Genomic DNA, 16,923 nt, shown 5'->3' with positions numbered 1-16,923 from the left:
TGCCGGGATGTCAAAACCTAGCTTAGAGTTAAAAGGCGCTTCTTTTACTCTTTCAGTGCTTCATATTAATAGCAGCGATTTACAAGCTGTCATGACTGAATTAGACCATAAGTTGGCACAGGCTCCTCAGTTTTTTCTGGGCGCTCCTTTAGTCGTCAATCTGAGTGCCATTCAGCACGACAGCTTGAATTTAAGTGCGTTAAAGGATCTGCTGATCTCACGTCAATTAGTGATTGTTGGCATAACGGGCGCGACAACCGTACTCAGTAAACAAGCAAAAGACTTAGGCCTTGCCATAGTCAAAGCGGGAAAACAGAGCAGTACCCCGCCGCCGGCCCCGCGCCAAACTAAAATAGTGAAGCAAAATATTCGTTCAGGCCAACAAGTCTACGCAAAAAATGGTGATTTAATCATATTTGGTGCGGTAGGCAATGGCGCAGAAGTCATCGCAGATGGTAGCATTCATATCTATGGCGCATTACGAGGGAAAGCCATGGCAGGCGCCGCGGGCGATACCAGCGCCGTTATCATTGCCCACTCTCTGGAGGCCGAACTCGTTTCAATAGCAGGGCAATATTGGCTCGCTGAAAATCTACAACAACATAGCTCAGATAAAAGCGGCTGCATTCGCCTAAACGGTGAGTCGCTTATGGTTGAATCATTGCCCCTCTAAATGGCAGAACAAAGGATAGAGAGAAACATGGCACAAATTATTGTTGTCACTTCAGGTAAAGGCGGCGTAGGTAAAACCACATCGAGTGCTGCAATTGCGACCGGTCTTGCCATGCAAGGACACAAGACAGTCGTTATTGATTTCGATATAGGTTTACGAAACTTAGACTTGATCATGGGTTGCGAGCGTCGTGTTGTTTATGACTTCGTTAATGTGATCAATGGTGAAGCCAATTTAAATCAAGCGCTGATCAAAGATAAACGCTGCGACAAGTTATTCGTTTTACCCGCTTCACAGACCCGTGATAAAGATGCGCTGACCAAAGAAGGCGTTGGCCGTGTTCTAGACGATTTAGCCAAAGACTTTGAGTTTATTCTGTGTGATTCACCTGCGGGGATTGAGCAAGGCGCTATGATGGCACTGTATTTTGCCGATATCGCCATTGTGACCACTAACCCAGAAGTCAGTTCAGTACGCGACTCAGACCGTATTTTAGGGATGCTGCAGAGCAAATCACGCCGCGCCGAGCTAAACCTTGAGCCAATCAAAGAATACTTACTGCTGACTCGCTATTCACCGAGCCGTGTAAAATCGGGCGAAATGTTGAGTGTTGATGATGTTCAAGAAATTCTGGCCATTGAGTTACTCGGCGTTATTCCTGAGTCACAATCTGTACTGAAAGCCTCTAACTCAGGCGTACCAGTGATTATCGACCAAGAAAGTGATGCAGGTTTAGCCTACAGTGATACAGTCGCACGCTTACTGGGTGAAGATGTACCAGTACGCTTTATTACGGAAGAAAAGAAAGGTTTCTTACAACGGATATTTGGTAGCTAATTATGTCTTTACTCGACTATTTCAAAAGCAAGAAAAAGCCTAGCACTGCGGTAATGGCAAAAGAGCGCCTACAGATCATCGTGGCTCATCAACGTGGACAAAGGGACACTCCCGATTATTTCCCACAGATGAAACAAGAGATCATTGCCGTTATTCGCAAATATGTGCCGATTTCTGATGATCAAGTTTCTGTGCAGTTAGATCAAAACGACGCCAACCTGTCGGTACTCGAGCTTAACGTCACTTTGCCTGACAGATAAGTCGATGACACAAAAAATGTCATCTTCAATTGAAGATGACATTTTGATGTGGATGTTTTTCAGCAATGGATTCAAGTACGAAATATTAAGCACTAGACCTCAAGCTTTGCTAAAGCCTCAGTTGCCAATTCCCCTCGCCAACCGCATAACACTGCTGGTAAATCCCCTTGTTGCTTATCCCAACGCCATTGCAAAAACTCATGGATATGACGTTTAGAACCGAGCATTTCCTGCGGCACATCATGCTTTTCGCATAATTCGACCAAACAGCTTTTAATCGCTTTAAAGGCCGATTTGTAGCCTGATTTTAATGCCAATACATCCACTAACTCGGGTAAATTAACTAAATCCGCAGTTTGTAGCACACGTAATAAATCTTTGCCGTGGATGCGTTTTTCCTGTTCGCTCAAGTCATTGAGCTTAAACAAGTCAGCCGAAGTTTTAGGTTGCTTCTTCGCTAATGCAATAAGACCATGATCTTTGATCACAAAACCTAAGGCTAAATCACGGACTAAGGCTTTTTCAAGGCGCCATTTGGCGAGCACTTTAAGGTAAGCCAATTGAATTTCAGTGAGTTGAAAAGCATTTTTCACTTTCAAATAGGCTGTATCAAGATCAGGATCGGCAAGCCTGCCCTGAGTCATCCTTTCCCCTTCCTCGTATAACCAAGCTAAACGCCCTTGGGCGCTGAGTTTCGCTTCCAGTTGAGGATAGAGCTGATACAAATACAGGACGTCATTGGCGGCGTAGCTTAACTGGGCTTCCGTTAAAGGACGACGGATCCAATCGGTACGCGATTCACCTTTATCGATTACTTCACCAAGGCAAGTTTCAACTAACTTGGCATAACCCACACCGTGGCCCATACCACACAAAGAGGCGGCAATTTGGCTATCAAACAAAGGCGTAGGCTGACATTTGCCATAGTGGGCAAAAACTTCTAAGTCTTCACTGCAGGAATGCACTAGCTTAACGATATTCGGGTCCGATAACAGCGCCCAAAATTGGGTTAAATCAGGTAAAGCGACCGGATCAATCAAAGCTAAGGTTTTACCATCATAGGCTTGGATCAAACCTAACTTGGCATAATAAGTACGAGTACGAACAAACTCGGTATCTAACACGAGTATCTTACTCTGTTTATATTGGGCAACGAGGGCATTAAGGCTTGCTTCATCACTCACATATTGAAACGCTGACAAATTCTTCTCCAGATCCTGTGGGTCAATCACAGTCCATAAAAACAAAAGCCGGCAAATGCCGGCTTCAATCTTACGCGCGCTTAGCTTCGTCTCTAAGCTCTCGTCGCAAGATTTTACCCACGTTGGTTTTAGGTAACTCGTCCCTAAATTCTACCAGCTTCGGCACTTTATATCCCGTTAAATGAATACGGCAGTGCTTAATGATGTCTTCAGCGGTTAAAGATTTATCTTTTGCCACCACAAATACCTTCACTAACTCACCACTGGCGTCGTTTGGCACACCAACGGCAGCCACTTCAATCACTTTTGGATGAAGTGCAACCACTTCTTCGACTTCGTTAGGGAATACGTTAAAGCCTGATACTAAGATCATGTCTTTCTTACGGTCGACAATATAGAAGAAACCTTTCTCATCCATGTAACCAATATCGCCCGTGGCTAACCAGCCGTCAGTGTCGATCACTTTGGCGGTTTCTTCAGGACGTTGCCAATAGCCTTTCATCACCTGAGGACCTTTACCGAACAGTTCACCGGTTTCGCCTTGGGCTAATACCTTGCCGTCATCATTACGGATTTGGATCAGTGTCGAAGGTGCAGGAAAACCAATTGAACCGTTATAACCGTCTAAGTTATATGGACAACAGGTTAATAAGGGTGAGGCTTCCGTCAGACCATAACCTTCAAGTAAACGGGTTTTAGTAATGGTTTGCCATTTATCCGCCACGGCTTTTTGTACCGCCATGCCGCCACCGATAGAGAGTTTTAAGCGTGAGAAATCTAACTGGGAAAAATCATCACTGTTCACTAAAGCGTTAAATAAGGTATTTACCCCAGTTAATGCGGTGAAAGGATACTTTTTCAACTCAGCCACAAATCCTGGGATATCGCGAGGATTGGTGATGAGTAAATTCTGACTTCCTTTGTGCAAAAACAGCAGGCAATTCACGGTCAAGGCGAAGATGTGATACAGCGGCAAGGCCGTTACGACAAACTCACTGCCATCGTTTAAAGCGGGAGAATATGCACCATCGGCCTGCAATACGTTTGCGACAATATTGCCATGGGTCAACATAGCGCCTTTAGAGACCCCTGTGGTACCACCAGTGTATTGTAAAAATGCTAAGTCATCGTTAGTAACTTCAGGTTTGATGTATTGCATGCGACGACCCGTTGATAAGGTATCGCGCATTGATAAGGCATGGGGTAAATCGTATTTTGGCACTAACTTCTTGATGTACTTCACCACAAAGTTCACTAAGGTACGTTTTGGTGCACTTAATTGATCACCTAAACTGGTGATAATCACGCTTTCAACGGGAGTTTGATCGACCACTTCTTCTAAAGTGCGGGCGAAGTTTGACACCACCACAATGGCTTTAGCGCCAGAGTCAATCAACTGATGTTTAAGCTCGCGCGGTGTATAAAGTGGGTTAACGTTAACAACCACCATACCTGCACGCAAAACACCAAACAGTGCAATGGGATACTGCAACAGGTTTGGCATCATCAAAGCGACACGGTCGCCCTTTTCAAGCTTTAATTCATTTTGTAAATACGCAGCGAATGCTCGGCTGCGTTCTTCCAATTTACGGTAGGTTAGCGTGGCACCCATGTTGATAAATGCAGGTTGATCTTCATACTTAGCCACCGCTGTCTCGAACATATCGACAAGCGATGAGTATTGTTCCACATTAATTTCAGCAGGCACATCTTCTGGCAAATGATTAATCCAAGGCTGATCCACTACTCTCTCCTAAATCCCCACAACTGCGGAAACAATATCCATACAAGCGTCAAGACTCGATAAATACCGAGTTAAAATACCGGCTTACATTTTATAGTTATTGATTTACTCGTCATAAATCATACGAGCGTTTTAATTTTGATCATCATCACATAAAAAAAACAAAAAACCTAGCGTCTTTTTTATACCCATATAAGCAACCTATTAAACGAATTTGCGGATCAAACGTGCAACGCCTTCGGCATTGTCCATATGCACATGATGATCGCCCTCAATTATGTGCTCAGACAAATGCTTGAACCACGTTCTGGCCTTAGGTATCGCGCTCTGCAACTGGCTAAATCCCTGTTTGCCACAAATTAATAAGGTTTCGACTTTGATGTCCTGCATCAAGGCATCAACTTGGGCGAAGGTTAATCGTTGGGGTGAATCTAATCTTAATCGAGGATCACTACGCCAACCTATGCCATCACCTTCAGGCTGCATATTACGATCGAGCAACAAACGACACCAAGGTTCGGCAAGTCCTGTTAAATGTGCCCTCGCCCGCACCGCAGTATCTATACTGTCGTAAATCTTTACCTGCCCATGTTTCTGAGTTAAATACTTCTCATGCTGATAGAAGCTTTTTTTCAATCGCGCCTTAGCTTGCGTTGGCAACTCAGACAAGGGGCTTAACGCTTCAATCAATACCAGCTTGTTAACCTTTTCGGGAAACGTCGCCGTATAAGCTGAGGCAATAATACCGCCGAGCGAATGCCCAATCATTGCCGCTGGCTTTTGCGGTAATGCCGTTAACAACGCGTCTAAATCATACAAATAATCAATCCAATGCAGTGGATAGTGTCCCGGCCTATGTGCAGAAAAGCCGTGTCCCGGCCAATCAATGGCGAGCACTTGATAATCGAGTAAATGCGCTGTTAAAGGTTCAAAACTGTTGGCGTTATCTAACCAACCATGTAAGGCAAGTAATAAAGGTTTATCCTTCGCCCCCCATAATCGGCCCGCGACCGTAATATGAGGTAATACAAATTCAATTTGATTTTTGGGGGCGAAAGATTGCCACATAATGCCTCTGATGTCAGGTAATTAAGATGATTTTTTGACAAATTTAAGTGTCATACGGTCACTTTCACCGATCGCTTGGTATTTTTCTTTATCGGTATCACCCAAGGCAAAAGAGGGCGGTAGCGTCCAAACACCTTTGGCGTAATCTTTCGTATCTTTGGGGTTCGCATTGATTTCTGCACTTTCAACTAAGGTAAAACCTGCTTTTTTGGCTAAAGCAACCATAGCCGCTTGATCCATATAGCCAGTGCTGAAGTTCATTCCTTCGTTGGCTCTATGCTCTACCACGCCAAAGATACCGCCGTCCTTCAACACTTTATAAGACGCGGCAAACACGTTTTCCAACTGATCTGTCGATGCCCAGTTATGTAGATTTCGGAAGGTTAATACCAGATCAGCACTACCGTCAGCACCTAAATCCATCTTATGTGGAGGATCGAAGGTAACAATCTTAGCATTGCCCATGACGTCTTTATTGGCCGTCATCCACGCAGCATACTTAGTGCCAGCGTTCGCGCGATAACGATTTCCGGGAGTATCTGTCGCAGGAGCCGTTTCGAAACTGGCTGCGATATATTGGCCCTCTTTAGCAAGATAAGGCCCTAATATTTCACTGTACCAGCCATTACCCGGCCAGAGTTCAATCACAGTCTGTTTTGGAGTAATGCCAAAAAAAGTTAAGGTTTCAGCGGGATGACGATAAACGTCACGACTGGCATTTTTAGCCTGACGAAAATCGCTTTTTAAGACTTTATCTAAGCTTTCATCGGCATAGGTAACACTCGAACATAAACCAGCAAGCAGCAGACTGGCAACTAAGGTGACTTTTTTCATTGTAATTCTCCATGGATACCGAAGACTTAACCTAGCAGCCAATGGCCAAAAATCCAAGGAATAGAAGTCGGAAAACTAAGCTTTAAGCGACATAAGTGGTTATAGCTCAAAGTGATGAGCAAAATCACCTTTACCTAAATCAACAAAGTTCAAAGCAAAAAAACGATGGGGAAAACACTAGACGACTGAGGCATTAAACAAGCTTGAGAACTAACGACTTGCGGCATTATCTACGCGGCGCCACGCAAAATACAAAGCGCAGGCACTGGTTAATAACCATAATCCCACCCAAATCCACGCGGGGATCCAAGAACGCTCGGCCAACATCACTGCATCACCTTGGCCATCAAGCCCGAGCAACACCGTCGGACTCGCAAGCGCATTAAGCATGATCATCAAGCCAATAATACGCAAAAACTGAGTCAACATTTTGTTTTGACTGAGTTTAAGCGGTAACAACAAAATAATAGTCAGCACAGCTAAAATCGCTAACGTGAGAATATCCCTGCCCCAAAGCAAGCCGCTTAGCACCACTAAGGCACCTAGCAAGGCAAAACTCACGCGGATCCCCTTTGGCCAAGTCGCTAATAAATAGATTAAATATCCCCAACAGGCTGCACCAAAATACCCAGCAAAGCCAATAAACATCGGCGAGCCGCCTTGGCTAAAACAAAATCCTGCGCCGTTCGGAAACAACTGAATATGGCTGACCACGCCCGAGCTTAAAATCGTTGCAATGCCATGGGACAGTTCATGAAAATAGCTTTCAAGCCATTTAAACGGCACGCTCAAATAGGGAATTCGAGTTATCAATAAAGCTAAAACTAACTCGATAATAAACAAACCACGGCTTGGCACACCGCTTGTGGCTAAGCCTGTCAGTTTAGAAGAGGAAAATCGCGAGGTTGAACTAGAAGACGTTTTTTGATGCTCAAGCATACAAGTCCACACCCACCATTTGCTGAATTTCATCGCGTTTGGCGGCATGTTGAGTTTGTAAATATTGGGCAATCGCTCCCTGATGGCCGCGAGTATCTTGCTCATACTCGAGGTGCGCACCAAGCCTTGACTGTAAATTTCCCGCTGCGTTTTTACTTTTAGGCTGAGTTTCTAAACTAAGGGCTTCGACGGCATCTTGCTCAATCACTGGGCGTGACGATTCAGGCGCGGTTAGCCCCTGAGCGATAGCGGGTCTATTGCTCGCTACGGCATTCGTCAAACTCATTTGATTCACATTAACTTGCATCAAGAAGCCTTAAGTTTGCACTATCCATCGTTAAGCCATTCATAGTTAAGAATGCTTAGCAGTAATTGCCTGAGATTCTATCGCAAATACTCAGGCAAAGAACAGCTTATTCACGGCCGGGTAACTTTCTCCATGTGACTGTATCACGTAAGTACACAGGTTCAAGCTCATCGACCGAGGTTGTCAGTCCAGCTTTTATGCCTGCTTCAGCCAATATCAGCATAGCCCTTGCATCGGGATATTTCACGGCCTCGAGAGCTAAAATCCCCTTGCCGAGTGCCAGCAAATCGGGATAAGCATCAAAACCTGTGCCGCAGCCCACAATTGGCGCTTGAGTATCGAGCTGAAGTTGTACGTCCGCAGGCGCACTGACCACTTCTTTACCGACAAGCGTTGCAATACCGTCAACGGCCACAAACTGGCCCCAATACACTTCCCCCATGCGCGCATCAATGGCGCACAAAACTTGCTCGGCTTGATGCTGGCTAATCGCCATTTGTGCCATTGCCGCTAAGGTTGAAATACCAATCACAGGCAAATCTAACCCCAGTGCCAGACCTTGCGTCATGCTAGTGCAGATACGGATCCCCGTAAAACTGCCAGGGCCTCGTCCGTAAGCAATCGCAGTCACTTTATCTAAGCGAATGCCCGCTTGCTTGAGCACTGAATCGACCATAGGCAGCAGACGTTGACTGTGTTCACGCGGCGCATCGGCAAGTTCAGCATAAATCTGACCTTGGTATTGCAGCGCAGCTGAGCAGGATTCGGTACAAGTGTCTAAGGCAAGAATACAAGCAGAGTGTTCATGTGTTATTGTCATTTCAAAACCGGATTAGCGGGCAAGATTTCGCATCAAATTTACATAATCTGTATTGCGCGAATATGCCATGAGAAAACTGGCGCGAATAATAACATCAAATGCCCGAAAACAAAGGGCTAAGCAAGCAACTCAGCAAAAATAGCGCTCGCATGATATTCAGTCGCAAATCTGGACGAGATGGATTTATGTGATCTAAGTCAATGATCAATAAACTCATTAATGAATATAGCTCGCTTGGGGAAACTTTTTCAACTTTGATTGTCAGAGCAGAAAAGTAAGGGGCGAATTTATCCCTTGCCATTCCCTTAGTATTGTACGATTGCTTTAACCCGCCTTCGATAAGGACATTTCATGTTAAACACGCCTCCATTGCGTCGCCTAAGACGCTTACGTAATTCAGAAGCAATGCGCGATCTACTGCGCGAAACCCATATTTCGCTGAGCGATCTTATCCATCCCCTGTTCATTGAAGAGCACATCACCCATGCCGTGCCCATCTCCACGCTACCTGGTATCAGCCGCTTACCTGAGAGCGCACTGGCGGGTGAAGTTCGCGAGCTTTATGCCCTCGGGATCCGCTATGTGATGCCCTTTGGGATTTCCCACACTAAGGATGATAAGGGCAGCGATACATGGGACGACAATGGTTTACTCGCCCGTATGGTGCGCACCATTAAAGCTACCGTGCCTGAGATGATGGTAATCCCCGACATTTGTTTTTGTGAATACACAGATCACGGCCATTGCGGCGTAGTTCACAATAATGAAGTCTGCAACGACCTCACCGTCGAAAATTTAGTTAAGCAATCGATAACAGCCGCCAAAGCGGGCGCTGATATGTTAGCACCATCGGCCATGATGGACGGTCAAGTAAAAGCCATTCGCCAAGGGCTCGATGCCGCAGGTTTTGAACATGTGGCGATTCTGGCCCACTCGGCAAAATTCGCCTCTTCCTTCTACGGTCCTTTTAGAGCCGCGGTTGATTGTGAACTCAGCGGAAATCGCAAGGGATATCAACTGGATTATGCTAATGGTCGTCAAGCCCTGTTAGAAGCCTCATTAGATGAAGCCGAAGGCGCCGATATCCTGATGGTTAAACCCGGCACACCCTACTTAGATGTGCTCAGCCGTTTAAGACAAGAAACCCACTTACCACTCGCCGCCTATCAAGTCGGCGGTGAATATGCGGGCATTAAATTTGCCGCCCTTGCGGGCGCGTTGGATGAGCGTGCGGTGGTGACTGAAACGTTTATCGGCTTAAAGCGGGCGGGTGCAGATTTGATTGTCAGCTATTACACCAAACAATACGCCCAATGGTTAACTGAAAGCCGATAGTTGCGTCGGTAGCTAATCAAAAGTTACGCTAATCGTTAAACCGATAGCTAAGCGGCTTGTTAAGAGAACAACTAGGTTTTGCACTTTAGAAACCCCATAAAAAAACGCCACCTTTATCGGTAGCGTCTTTGTATTTAACACCCTGTGCTAAATCGCTTAAGCCTTCTGCAATCTTGCAAACAAGGCTTTCACTTTTTCCACTTTAGGACGCACGACCATCTGACAATAGGGCTGCTCACCGTGTAAAGCGAAGTAGTCGTTGTGATAATTTTCAGCGGGATAAAAAGTATCAAACGCTGAAACTTGGGTCACTATCGGCGCATCAAAAACCTTGGCTGCTGCTAACTGAGCAAGCATAGCGGTAGTTTGCTCTATCTGCTCAGCATTATGGGTAAACACCACGGAACGATATTGTGGCCCCTTATCATTACCTTGGCGATTAAGCGTGGTCGGATCATGGCTCTCAAAAAAAACCTGTAATAGCGTCGTAAAATCAATTTCCTCTGGGTTGAACTCGATATGCACAACCTCTGCATGGCCGGTTTGGCCCGAGCAAACAGATTTATAATCGGCATCATGGGCTTCGCCGCCAGCATAGCCAGAAGTGACATTCACCACGCCCTTTAGGCTTTTAAAAATCGCTTCGACGCACCAAAAACACCCAGCACCAAAAGTCGCAAAGTGATTCGGTGCTTGTTCAACAGCATCATCCATCCCTTTGAAAACCATAGAAACTGAGTTAACACAGTGACGGATATTGTTAGGTGTTAACATTTCACCTTCAAAGACATGCCCCAAGTGACCGCCGCACTGGCTACAAACAATTTCAATTCTGCGGCCGTCAGCGTCTATATGGCGGGTTACAGCGCCGGCAATTTCATCATCGAAGGCAGGCCAGCCACAATGGGCATTAAATTTATGCTCAGAGCGATACAAGGGGGCATGGCATTTTTTGCATAAATACAAACCCTTAGCATCGTGTTCATAATACTCACCACTAAAGGGGCGTTCAGTGCCTTTCTCTTCGATAACATAGCGTTCAAAATCGGTCAGTTTATTCATATTAATGCCCTTTCGACTCACGTCGTTGTGTATTTCGATATTCTTTGATTAAGAAGCTGATTTATAAGGAAGCCAACATAAGACCCACTCCAAGCAAGATTTCTTGCACTCGGCTTCAAAATGCGGCTGACATCAATCCAATCACAACAAATCTAATGCCCATACTAACGGACTTAGTGACTAAAATCTTACCACTCAAGTAAGTACTAATATAAGTGCTCATATTAAGTGCTCATATAAGCGACTACATAAATGACGGAAAATACGGCAGTTGATCCAGATCACAGTCGCTGAGTATTTGCACCCACATCAGCGCACGGCTACACTTGCAGCGGGTCAAATTACAACTAAATATAACAAGTAGAAACCAAAATGAAATTAGAAACCATTGATTACCGCGCTGAAGACAGTGCCCAGCAATTCGTTGAATCACTTCGGGAAACTGGCTTTGGTGTTTTATCGAATCATCCGATTGATAAGCGCTTAGTTGAAGACATCTACACCGAGTGGCAAGCCTTTTTTAATTCAGAAGCCAAAAACGACTATATGTTTAAAAAAGAAACCCACGACGGTTTCTTCCCTGCATCGATTTCTGAAACCGCCAAAGGCAACACAGTCAAAGACATTAAAGAGTACTACCACGTGTACCCTTGGGGCCGTATTCCCGATTCACTGCGTGCCAATATTCTCGCCTATTACGATAAAGCCAACGCACTGGCTGCAGAACTATTAGAGTGGATCGAAACATACTCACCAGAAGACGTAAAAGCCAAGTTTTCGATGCCATTGCCAGAAATGATCGCCAATAGCCAAAAAACCTTGCTGCGCATTCTGCATTACCCGCCGATGACGGGCAGTGAAGAAATGGGCGCCATTCGCGCCGCGGCACATGAAGATATCAACCTGATCACAGTGTTACCTGCAGCCAATGAGCCTGGATTGCAAGTGAAAGCCAAAGATGGCACTTGGTTAGATGTCCCAAGCGATTTTGGCAACATTATTATCAATATCGGTGACATGTTACAGGAAGCCTCTGGCGGCTATTTCCCATCGACGTCACACCGCGTCATCAATCCTGAAGGTACGGATAAAACCAAGTCACGGATCTCTTTGCCGTTATTTTTACATCCAAACCCTGCTGTAGTGCTATCGGATCGCTATACCGCCGACAGTTATCTGATGGAAAGATTGCGCGAACTTGGGGTGATCTAAACCTTAATTCAGCCTATTAATCTCAGTGACAATCGCAAGAGACAGTCAAGGATTAAGCGATTAAAGCGCCTTAGGGCGCTTTTTTTATGACATTCGCCACCTTCAAGGTAGAATAGCCGTTCTTTAAGTTATTTAGGACAAGGCGTTATCATGGCAATTCAGTGGTATCCGGGGCATATGCACAAGGCACGCAAGGAGATTGAAGAGGCAATGCCTCAAGTCGATCTTGTTATCGAAGTGCTGGACGCGCGTATTCCCTACAGTAGCGAAAACCCCATGGTGGCTCAGCTTCGAGGCGACAAACCTTGTATCAAACTGCTCAATAAATCTGATCTGGCCGATCCAGAGATCACCGCACAATGGATTGAATACTTAGAGCGTGAGCAAGGTGTCAAAGCCACGGCGATCACAACACTGCAAGCGGCAATGGTGAAAAAAATCCCTGATCTCTGCCGTAAGCTAGTGCCAAGTCGCGATAAAACCGAAAAAGACATTCGCACTATGATCATGGGGATACCCAACGTTGGGAAATCTACCATCATCAATACCTTAGCTGGCCGTGTTATCGCCAAAACCGGTAACGAACCTGCGGTAACCAAAACCCAGCAACGGATCAATTTACGTAACGGTATCGTGCTGTCGGATACCCCAGGTATTTTGTGGCCCAAAGTGGATAACGAAGCGAGCAGCTATCGCCTTGCCGTCACTGGCGCGATTAAAGATACGGCGATGGAATATGAAGATGTGGCCCTGTTCGCCGCTAAGTATTTCTTAACCGCTTATCCAAAAGAGATTTGTGAGCGCTATAACTTAAGTGAATTACCCAAGGATGATGTTGCACTTCTCGAGGAAATCGGCAGTAAACGTGGTGCGCTGCGTCCCGGTGGTCGCATCGATATGCACAAAGCATCAGAGTTATTACTGCATGAATATCGCTCGGGGAAAATAGGCTTACTCTCGCTAGAAACGCCTGCGATGGCAGAGCTTGAAAAGATTGAAGTCGCCCGTATCATGGCCGAAAAAGAAGCCGAGAAAGAAGCCAAACTGGCAGCAGAGAGACTTAAACGTTCAGGCAAACGTCATAACGACTAGTCAGCCCGCCACTCTGCATTTGGAATATAAGGCGCAGAGTTTGTTAAAGACGTTAAAGACAAGACGCTGATGACTTTTATATTCCAGCTTATGGCGCTCATTCATCAAGTTTAAAATTAAAGCCAGTATATTGAATATACTGGCTTTTTTATTAATAGAAACGGAAAGCTTGCGCTAAAAAACACTTTTTCGCCAATGACTTCTGCGTGCCTGATATAAGCTCTTAATATCCGCCATTCATCATCCTCTTAGCACAATACACCAAGGAACCATCTTGGGTTTGACTGCACAGCAAAGGTGCTTTAGTCGCGGGATAGATCTACCACTTCTTTCAAGTTTTCTAATGGTACCCACCCTGATTCTTCACTAACAGCTTTTATACACCATACCCAGCCATTCAACATTCGTGTGCCAATGAGTTGTTCCCCTTCATGCACATTAAGTTCTCTTGCCGTATAGTCCTCAAGCGCCAGCCCGTTGGCATTTTTTAGGCGCTGAATCACTTGACCAGGAACCCAACCAGCATCTTGCCCCAGCGTAGTGCAAAGAAACCAGAGATCCCAGCCTTCAGGACCTGCATATTTTTCTCCAACGATAAGAGGATCACCTTTTTGAACGTAATGGGGTTAGGAAACTCACTTTCATGTGGATTGACAACGATATATTTCTTAGTAGTCATGTATTCAGCTAACCTTTTGATAAATATTCGTAAAAATTAACTTTGTTCGCTTATTAAAGCACGCCCAATTAACGCTCGGTTTGAGTGAAACTTATCAGTTTTCTATCAAACATACTATGCGACAACACACGCATGCACAGTTTTCAAACCAATTATCAGCATAAAAACTGTAATATTTTGATTTTAAATACGATGACAATAAACTGCATTGTGAGTAGGAAAATGCCAGTTAGCGTAATATGAAGGTATATTCAGTTAGCCAAAAACCGCGCCAATTTGCACGCGGTTTTCAATGGAAATTAACAGCAAGCTAATGAATAATTACAACTTTTTAACTTATTTTAAGGTCTTCCAAAACATGATCTGCAGCCTGGAATGCCAACGCTGCCAAAGTGAGGGTTGGATTACCCGTTGCAACTGTTGGAAACACTCCGCTACCGACTAAAAACAGATTGCTATGATCCCAAGATTGCTGACGAGGATTCACCACCGACGTATCTCTGCAGTCCCCCATTCGATACGTCCCCACAATGTGTCCAGCACCGTAAAACGTAAAATTATGACCCTGATATTCAAAATTATTCGACGTTACTTGACTCTTATCACCATAAAATACTGGCGCAGGTGGAGCCTTGGTATATTCCCGCGCATCAAGGGCGTCAAAAAGTTTGGTCGAAATATCTTTAGCCGACACGAACGCATTGCGCACATAATCCTCGCGTACACGATAGGTTAATTTGGGGCGCGGCAAACCTAAGTTATCTTTCAGCGTCTCCGACAACTCGACACGGTTTTCCGGATCAGGTAATTGTTCAATTAAATAGCCCATACGAATTTGCCGTGTGTAAATACCATTCAAGGTATTCACCAGTGAGGCACCAAATAAGGCGCTATTCGCAGACATGGCGGGATCAAACCGTAATGGAATCCCCTGCTGATTGACAGAATCCCCATTTAATTGCGAATTATTTTGTCCAAATACAAAATCAGCTAAGGTCGTGAATGGATCATTTGCTGCCCACTGCCAACCTTCATTGCCGATTTCAATACGATAGGCGGCACGGTCTTTACGAAAGGCGCCATCACGTAAACTTTCGATACCCGCAGTAGATAAAGGCCCCCGAAAACCATAGACAGGATCTTTCGCCAGACCCCAGGCCAAATACATAATGTGATCCATCAAATTACGCCCCACTTGATCGCTATGGTTGGCGACGCCGTTCGGACAGGCTTTATTACGTTTAGACATGAGCAATAATTTTGGCGTCTCAATCGCGTGAGCTGCAATCACATATTTTTTACCCGTAACGGTACCGCCGCCCGTCGCTATCCCCCCGTGAGTTTGATAGGTCACATAATCAATACCAACAACATCCTTTGTGTTTTCATCCACTTGAACATTTGTCGCGACGTGCCGATAAAACACATCAACATTACCGGTTTGCAATGCTCGCCCGAGCGTCACAGTGGCATCGTATTTGGCTTGGATAGGGCAAATAGGAATACAATTCGTATTCCCCGCACATTGACGGCGTTCACCCGGTAATGAATTGCGCCCCTGAGGGGTTGGCGTGACTGACAATTGAATATTGTCATACACCATATCGCTCACCGCTTGTTCATATTGTAGATCGACTAAAGATGAAACAATGCCAGGCATGGGATAATCGTAATTCGACCCATAAACACCATCTGGTGAAACATTAAAGCCGCGATAAAGCTGATCCATCGCCTCTTTGTCACCGGCGACGCCAATCTCATTGGTCGCCTGTTCATAGTAAGGAACCAGCGCCTGATAAAATTGTTTTCCACCGGGCCAATCCACACCCTGCTTATACTGGGTTTGCAACTCAAAATCATTGGGCAATAAATGCAAACTGGTTCCTAGCCAATGCCAAGTTGTGCCGCCGCCAATACGCTCATAGGAACTCGCAAAAGCAAACTTTGCTTCAGGGCTGTCAGGTTTCAAATGCTCTGGTTGCGGCGTGTAATCGAAATAACATTGCTTTGGATTGCGCCATGCGCCAATTTGCAACACGGTATAACGCGGCACATTTTCCTTCGCAGGATCAGGCAGCCCGAGTGGATTATCCGCCGTCGATGCCGCTGGATTTTGCGTGGTTGGAGGATAAGGTGACTCTGGTGTTTTGGCATTGGCTTTAAAAAAGGTTTCCATGTAACCACTGCGGTCAACAGGCACTTCCTGCCCTGCTTCGAGGATTAATACTTTTTTCCCCGCCATCCCCAATTGATAAGCCATGATAGAGCCGGCAATACCTGATCCCACAATAATGACATCGTAATTGGTTTGAGTGCTCATACTGCACCTCCTTGATGACCCGTATATGCCGACAGTGCAGCGGGTGGTTTCGCCCAATAGCCATAGCGATAATTTGAATCCCCCATCGGATGAGCCTGCATAACTTGCCAGACTAAACCTGTGGTATAACTTTTAGCCGAAATCATATCGCTAACCGTGGTTTCCGGCTCTGTATCCGTCGCGGGAATAATGGTTGGCCATGCACCTGAGTACCACATAAAAATCAATTTACGACAGGCCAACACAAAATTAGCCCCGTTGTCTGGCACCAGCATTTGCGTGCCAATTTGTTGATCTGATAATTGCTGCGCTTTTAACGCCGCAAATTTTTGCAGAATAGTTGTAACTAAAGTTAGGTCCTTCGATTCTTCGGTTATTTTTTGCGTAAACACGGCTAAGTATTCGGATTTAATATCCACGGGATCCAATGTAGGGGCAATAATACTGGTAGCAAAGCCGGTTAATACCGCGCTCAAACCAATAAAATTATTCATAGTATCGGCAGTCGCGCCTGTAATATCAGTCATGATGAGTTCCTT

17 protein-coding genes are annotated in these 16,923 nt (G+C 45.4%); 6 read left to right on the top strand and 11 right to left on the bottom strand.

Annotation, left to right across the window (positions count from 1 at the left end; genetic code table 11):
• The first annotated feature begins 7 nt into the window (after window positions 1-7).
• The 3 genes from minC to minE are packed head-to-tail and all read left to right on the top strand — an operon-like array spanning window position 8 to window position 1,770.
• On the top strand, window positions 8-673 hold the full coding sequence (minC, locus tag L5M49_RS00875) for a septum site-determining protein MinC (protein WP_006086392.1): 666 nt from the start codon (window positions 8-10) through the stop codon (window positions 671-673).
• Between the two features lie 27 nt (window positions 674-700).
• On the top strand, window positions 701-1,510 hold the full coding sequence (minD, locus tag L5M49_RS00870) for a septum site-determining protein MinD (protein WP_006086391.1): 810 nt from the start codon (window positions 701-703) through the stop codon (window positions 1,508-1,510).
• Window positions 1,511-1,512: 2 nt separating this feature from the next.
• The gene (minE, locus tag L5M49_RS00865; protein WP_028760193.1) at window positions 1,513-1,770 is read left to right on the top strand and encodes a cell division topological specificity factor MinE; all 258 of its coding nucleotides are present in this window, start codon (window positions 1,513-1,515) and stop codon (window positions 1,768-1,770) included.
• Between the two features lie 92 nt (window positions 1,771-1,862).
• Here minE and rnd read toward each other — a convergent pair whose 3' ends face one another.
• From rnd to tsaB, 7 genes are all read right to left on the bottom strand, one after another.
• Complete coding sequence (rnd, locus tag L5M49_RS00860; protein WP_263265267.1) at window positions 1,863-2,972, bottom strand: ribonuclease D; 1,110 nt, start codon at window positions 2,970-2,972, stop codon at window positions 1,863-1,865.
• A gap of 70 nt (window positions 2,973-3,042) precedes the next feature.
• Window positions 3,043-4,716 carry a long-chain-fatty-acid--CoA ligase FadD gene (fadD, locus tag L5M49_RS00855; RefSeq protein WP_028760195.1) on the bottom strand — a complete coding sequence of 558 codons (1,674 nt, stop codon included), beginning with the start codon at window positions 4,714-4,716 and terminating at the stop codon, window positions 3,043-3,045.
• 204 nt (window positions 4,717-4,920) lie between these two features.
• Window positions 4,921-5,784: an alpha/beta fold hydrolase gene (locus L5M49_RS00850; protein ID WP_263265266.1), complete on the bottom strand. Its 864-nt coding sequence runs from the start codon at window positions 5,782-5,784 to the stop codon at window positions 4,921-4,923.
• A gap of 21 nt (window positions 5,785-5,805) precedes the next feature.
• A complete protein-coding gene (locus tag L5M49_RS00845; protein ID WP_028760197.1) occupies window positions 5,806-6,618 on the bottom strand; it encodes a class I SAM-dependent methyltransferase in 813 nt (270 codons plus the stop codon).
• Between the two features lie 210 nt (window positions 6,619-6,828).
• Window positions 6,829-7,557 (bottom strand): M50 family metallopeptidase, encoded by a 729-nt coding sequence (locus L5M49_RS00840; RefSeq protein ID WP_219233714.1) that lies wholly within the window; start codon window positions 7,555-7,557, stop codon window positions 6,829-6,831.
• On the bottom strand, window positions 7,550-7,864 hold the full coding sequence (locus L5M49_RS00835; RefSeq protein ID WP_168824022.1) for a hypothetical protein: 315 nt from the start codon (window positions 7,862-7,864) through the stop codon (window positions 7,550-7,552). Before L5M49_RS00835 ends, L5M49_RS00840 begins: the two co-directional genes overlap by 8 nt.
• 106 nt (window positions 7,865-7,970) lie before the next feature.
• Window positions 7,971-8,684 carry a tRNA (adenosine(37)-N6)-threonylcarbamoyltransferase complex dimerization subunit type 1 TsaB gene (gene tsaB / locus L5M49_RS00830; RefSeq protein WP_263265265.1) on the bottom strand — a complete coding sequence of 238 codons (714 nt, stop codon included), beginning with the start codon at window positions 8,682-8,684 and terminating at the stop codon, window positions 7,971-7,973.
• A 351-nt stretch (window positions 8,685-9,035) separates the two neighbouring features.
• On the opposite strand from tsaB, the gene hemB reads away from it, so the two are divergent.
• On the top strand, window positions 9,036-10,019 hold the full coding sequence (gene hemB, locus L5M49_RS00825; protein WP_263265264.1) for a porphobilinogen synthase: 984 nt from the start codon (window positions 9,036-9,038) through the stop codon (window positions 10,017-10,019).
• Window positions 10,020-10,175: 156 nt separating this feature from the next.
• Here the strand turns inward: hemB and L5M49_RS00820 are convergent, their stop codons facing one another.
• Window positions 10,176-11,081 carry a bifunctional methionine sulfoxide reductase B/A protein gene (locus L5M49_RS00820; RefSeq protein ID WP_263265263.1) on the bottom strand — a complete coding sequence of 302 codons (906 nt, stop codon included), beginning with the start codon at window positions 11,079-11,081 and terminating at the stop codon, window positions 10,176-10,178.
• Between the two features lie 372 nt (window positions 11,082-11,453).
• Between L5M49_RS00820 and L5M49_RS00815 the strand changes: the two genes are divergently transcribed.
• Complete coding sequence (locus tag L5M49_RS00815; RefSeq protein ID WP_263265262.1) at window positions 11,454-12,293, top strand: isopenicillin N synthase family dioxygenase; 840 nt, start codon at window positions 11,454-11,456, stop codon at window positions 12,291-12,293.
• A 150-nt stretch (window positions 12,294-12,443) separates the two neighbouring features.
• Window positions 12,444-13,385, top strand: coding sequence for a ribosome biogenesis GTPase YlqF (ylqF, locus tag L5M49_RS00810; RefSeq protein ID WP_263265261.1), 942 nt, complete (start codon window positions 12,444-12,446; stop codon window positions 13,383-13,385).
• A gap of 499 nt (window positions 13,386-13,884) precedes the next feature.
• On the opposite strand, the gene L5M49_RS00805 is transcribed toward ylqF, so the two are convergent.
• The 3 genes from L5M49_RS00805 to L5M49_RS00795 all read right to left on the bottom strand — a co-directional run bounded on the left by L5M49_RS00805 (window position 13,885) and on the right by L5M49_RS00795 (window position 16,911).
• A complete protein-coding gene (locus L5M49_RS00805; protein ID WP_263265260.1) occupies window positions 13,885-14,064 on the bottom strand; it encodes a hypothetical protein in 180 nt (59 codons plus the stop codon).
• Between the two features lie 331 nt (window positions 14,065-14,395).
• Entirely contained in the window at window positions 14,396-16,384 is a 1,989-nt protein-coding gene (locus L5M49_RS00800; RefSeq protein ID WP_263265259.1) for a GMC family oxidoreductase, read from the bottom strand.
• A complete protein-coding gene (locus L5M49_RS00795) occupies window positions 16,381-16,911 on the bottom strand; it encodes a hypothetical protein (RefSeq protein ID WP_219250513.1) in 531 nt (176 codons plus the stop codon). Before L5M49_RS00795 ends, L5M49_RS00800 begins: the two co-directional genes overlap by 4 nt.
• Between the last annotated feature and the right edge of the window lie 12 nt (window positions 16,912-16,923).

Source organism: Shewanella sp. SM74, assembly GCF_025653725.1.
GTDB classification, from domain to species: Bacteria; Pseudomonadota; Gammaproteobacteria; order Enterobacterales; family Shewanellaceae; genus Shewanella; species Shewanella oncorhynchi.
The sequence above is the reverse complement of the archived record's forward strand: the minus strand, read 5'-3'. Positions and strand labels throughout refer to the sequence as shown.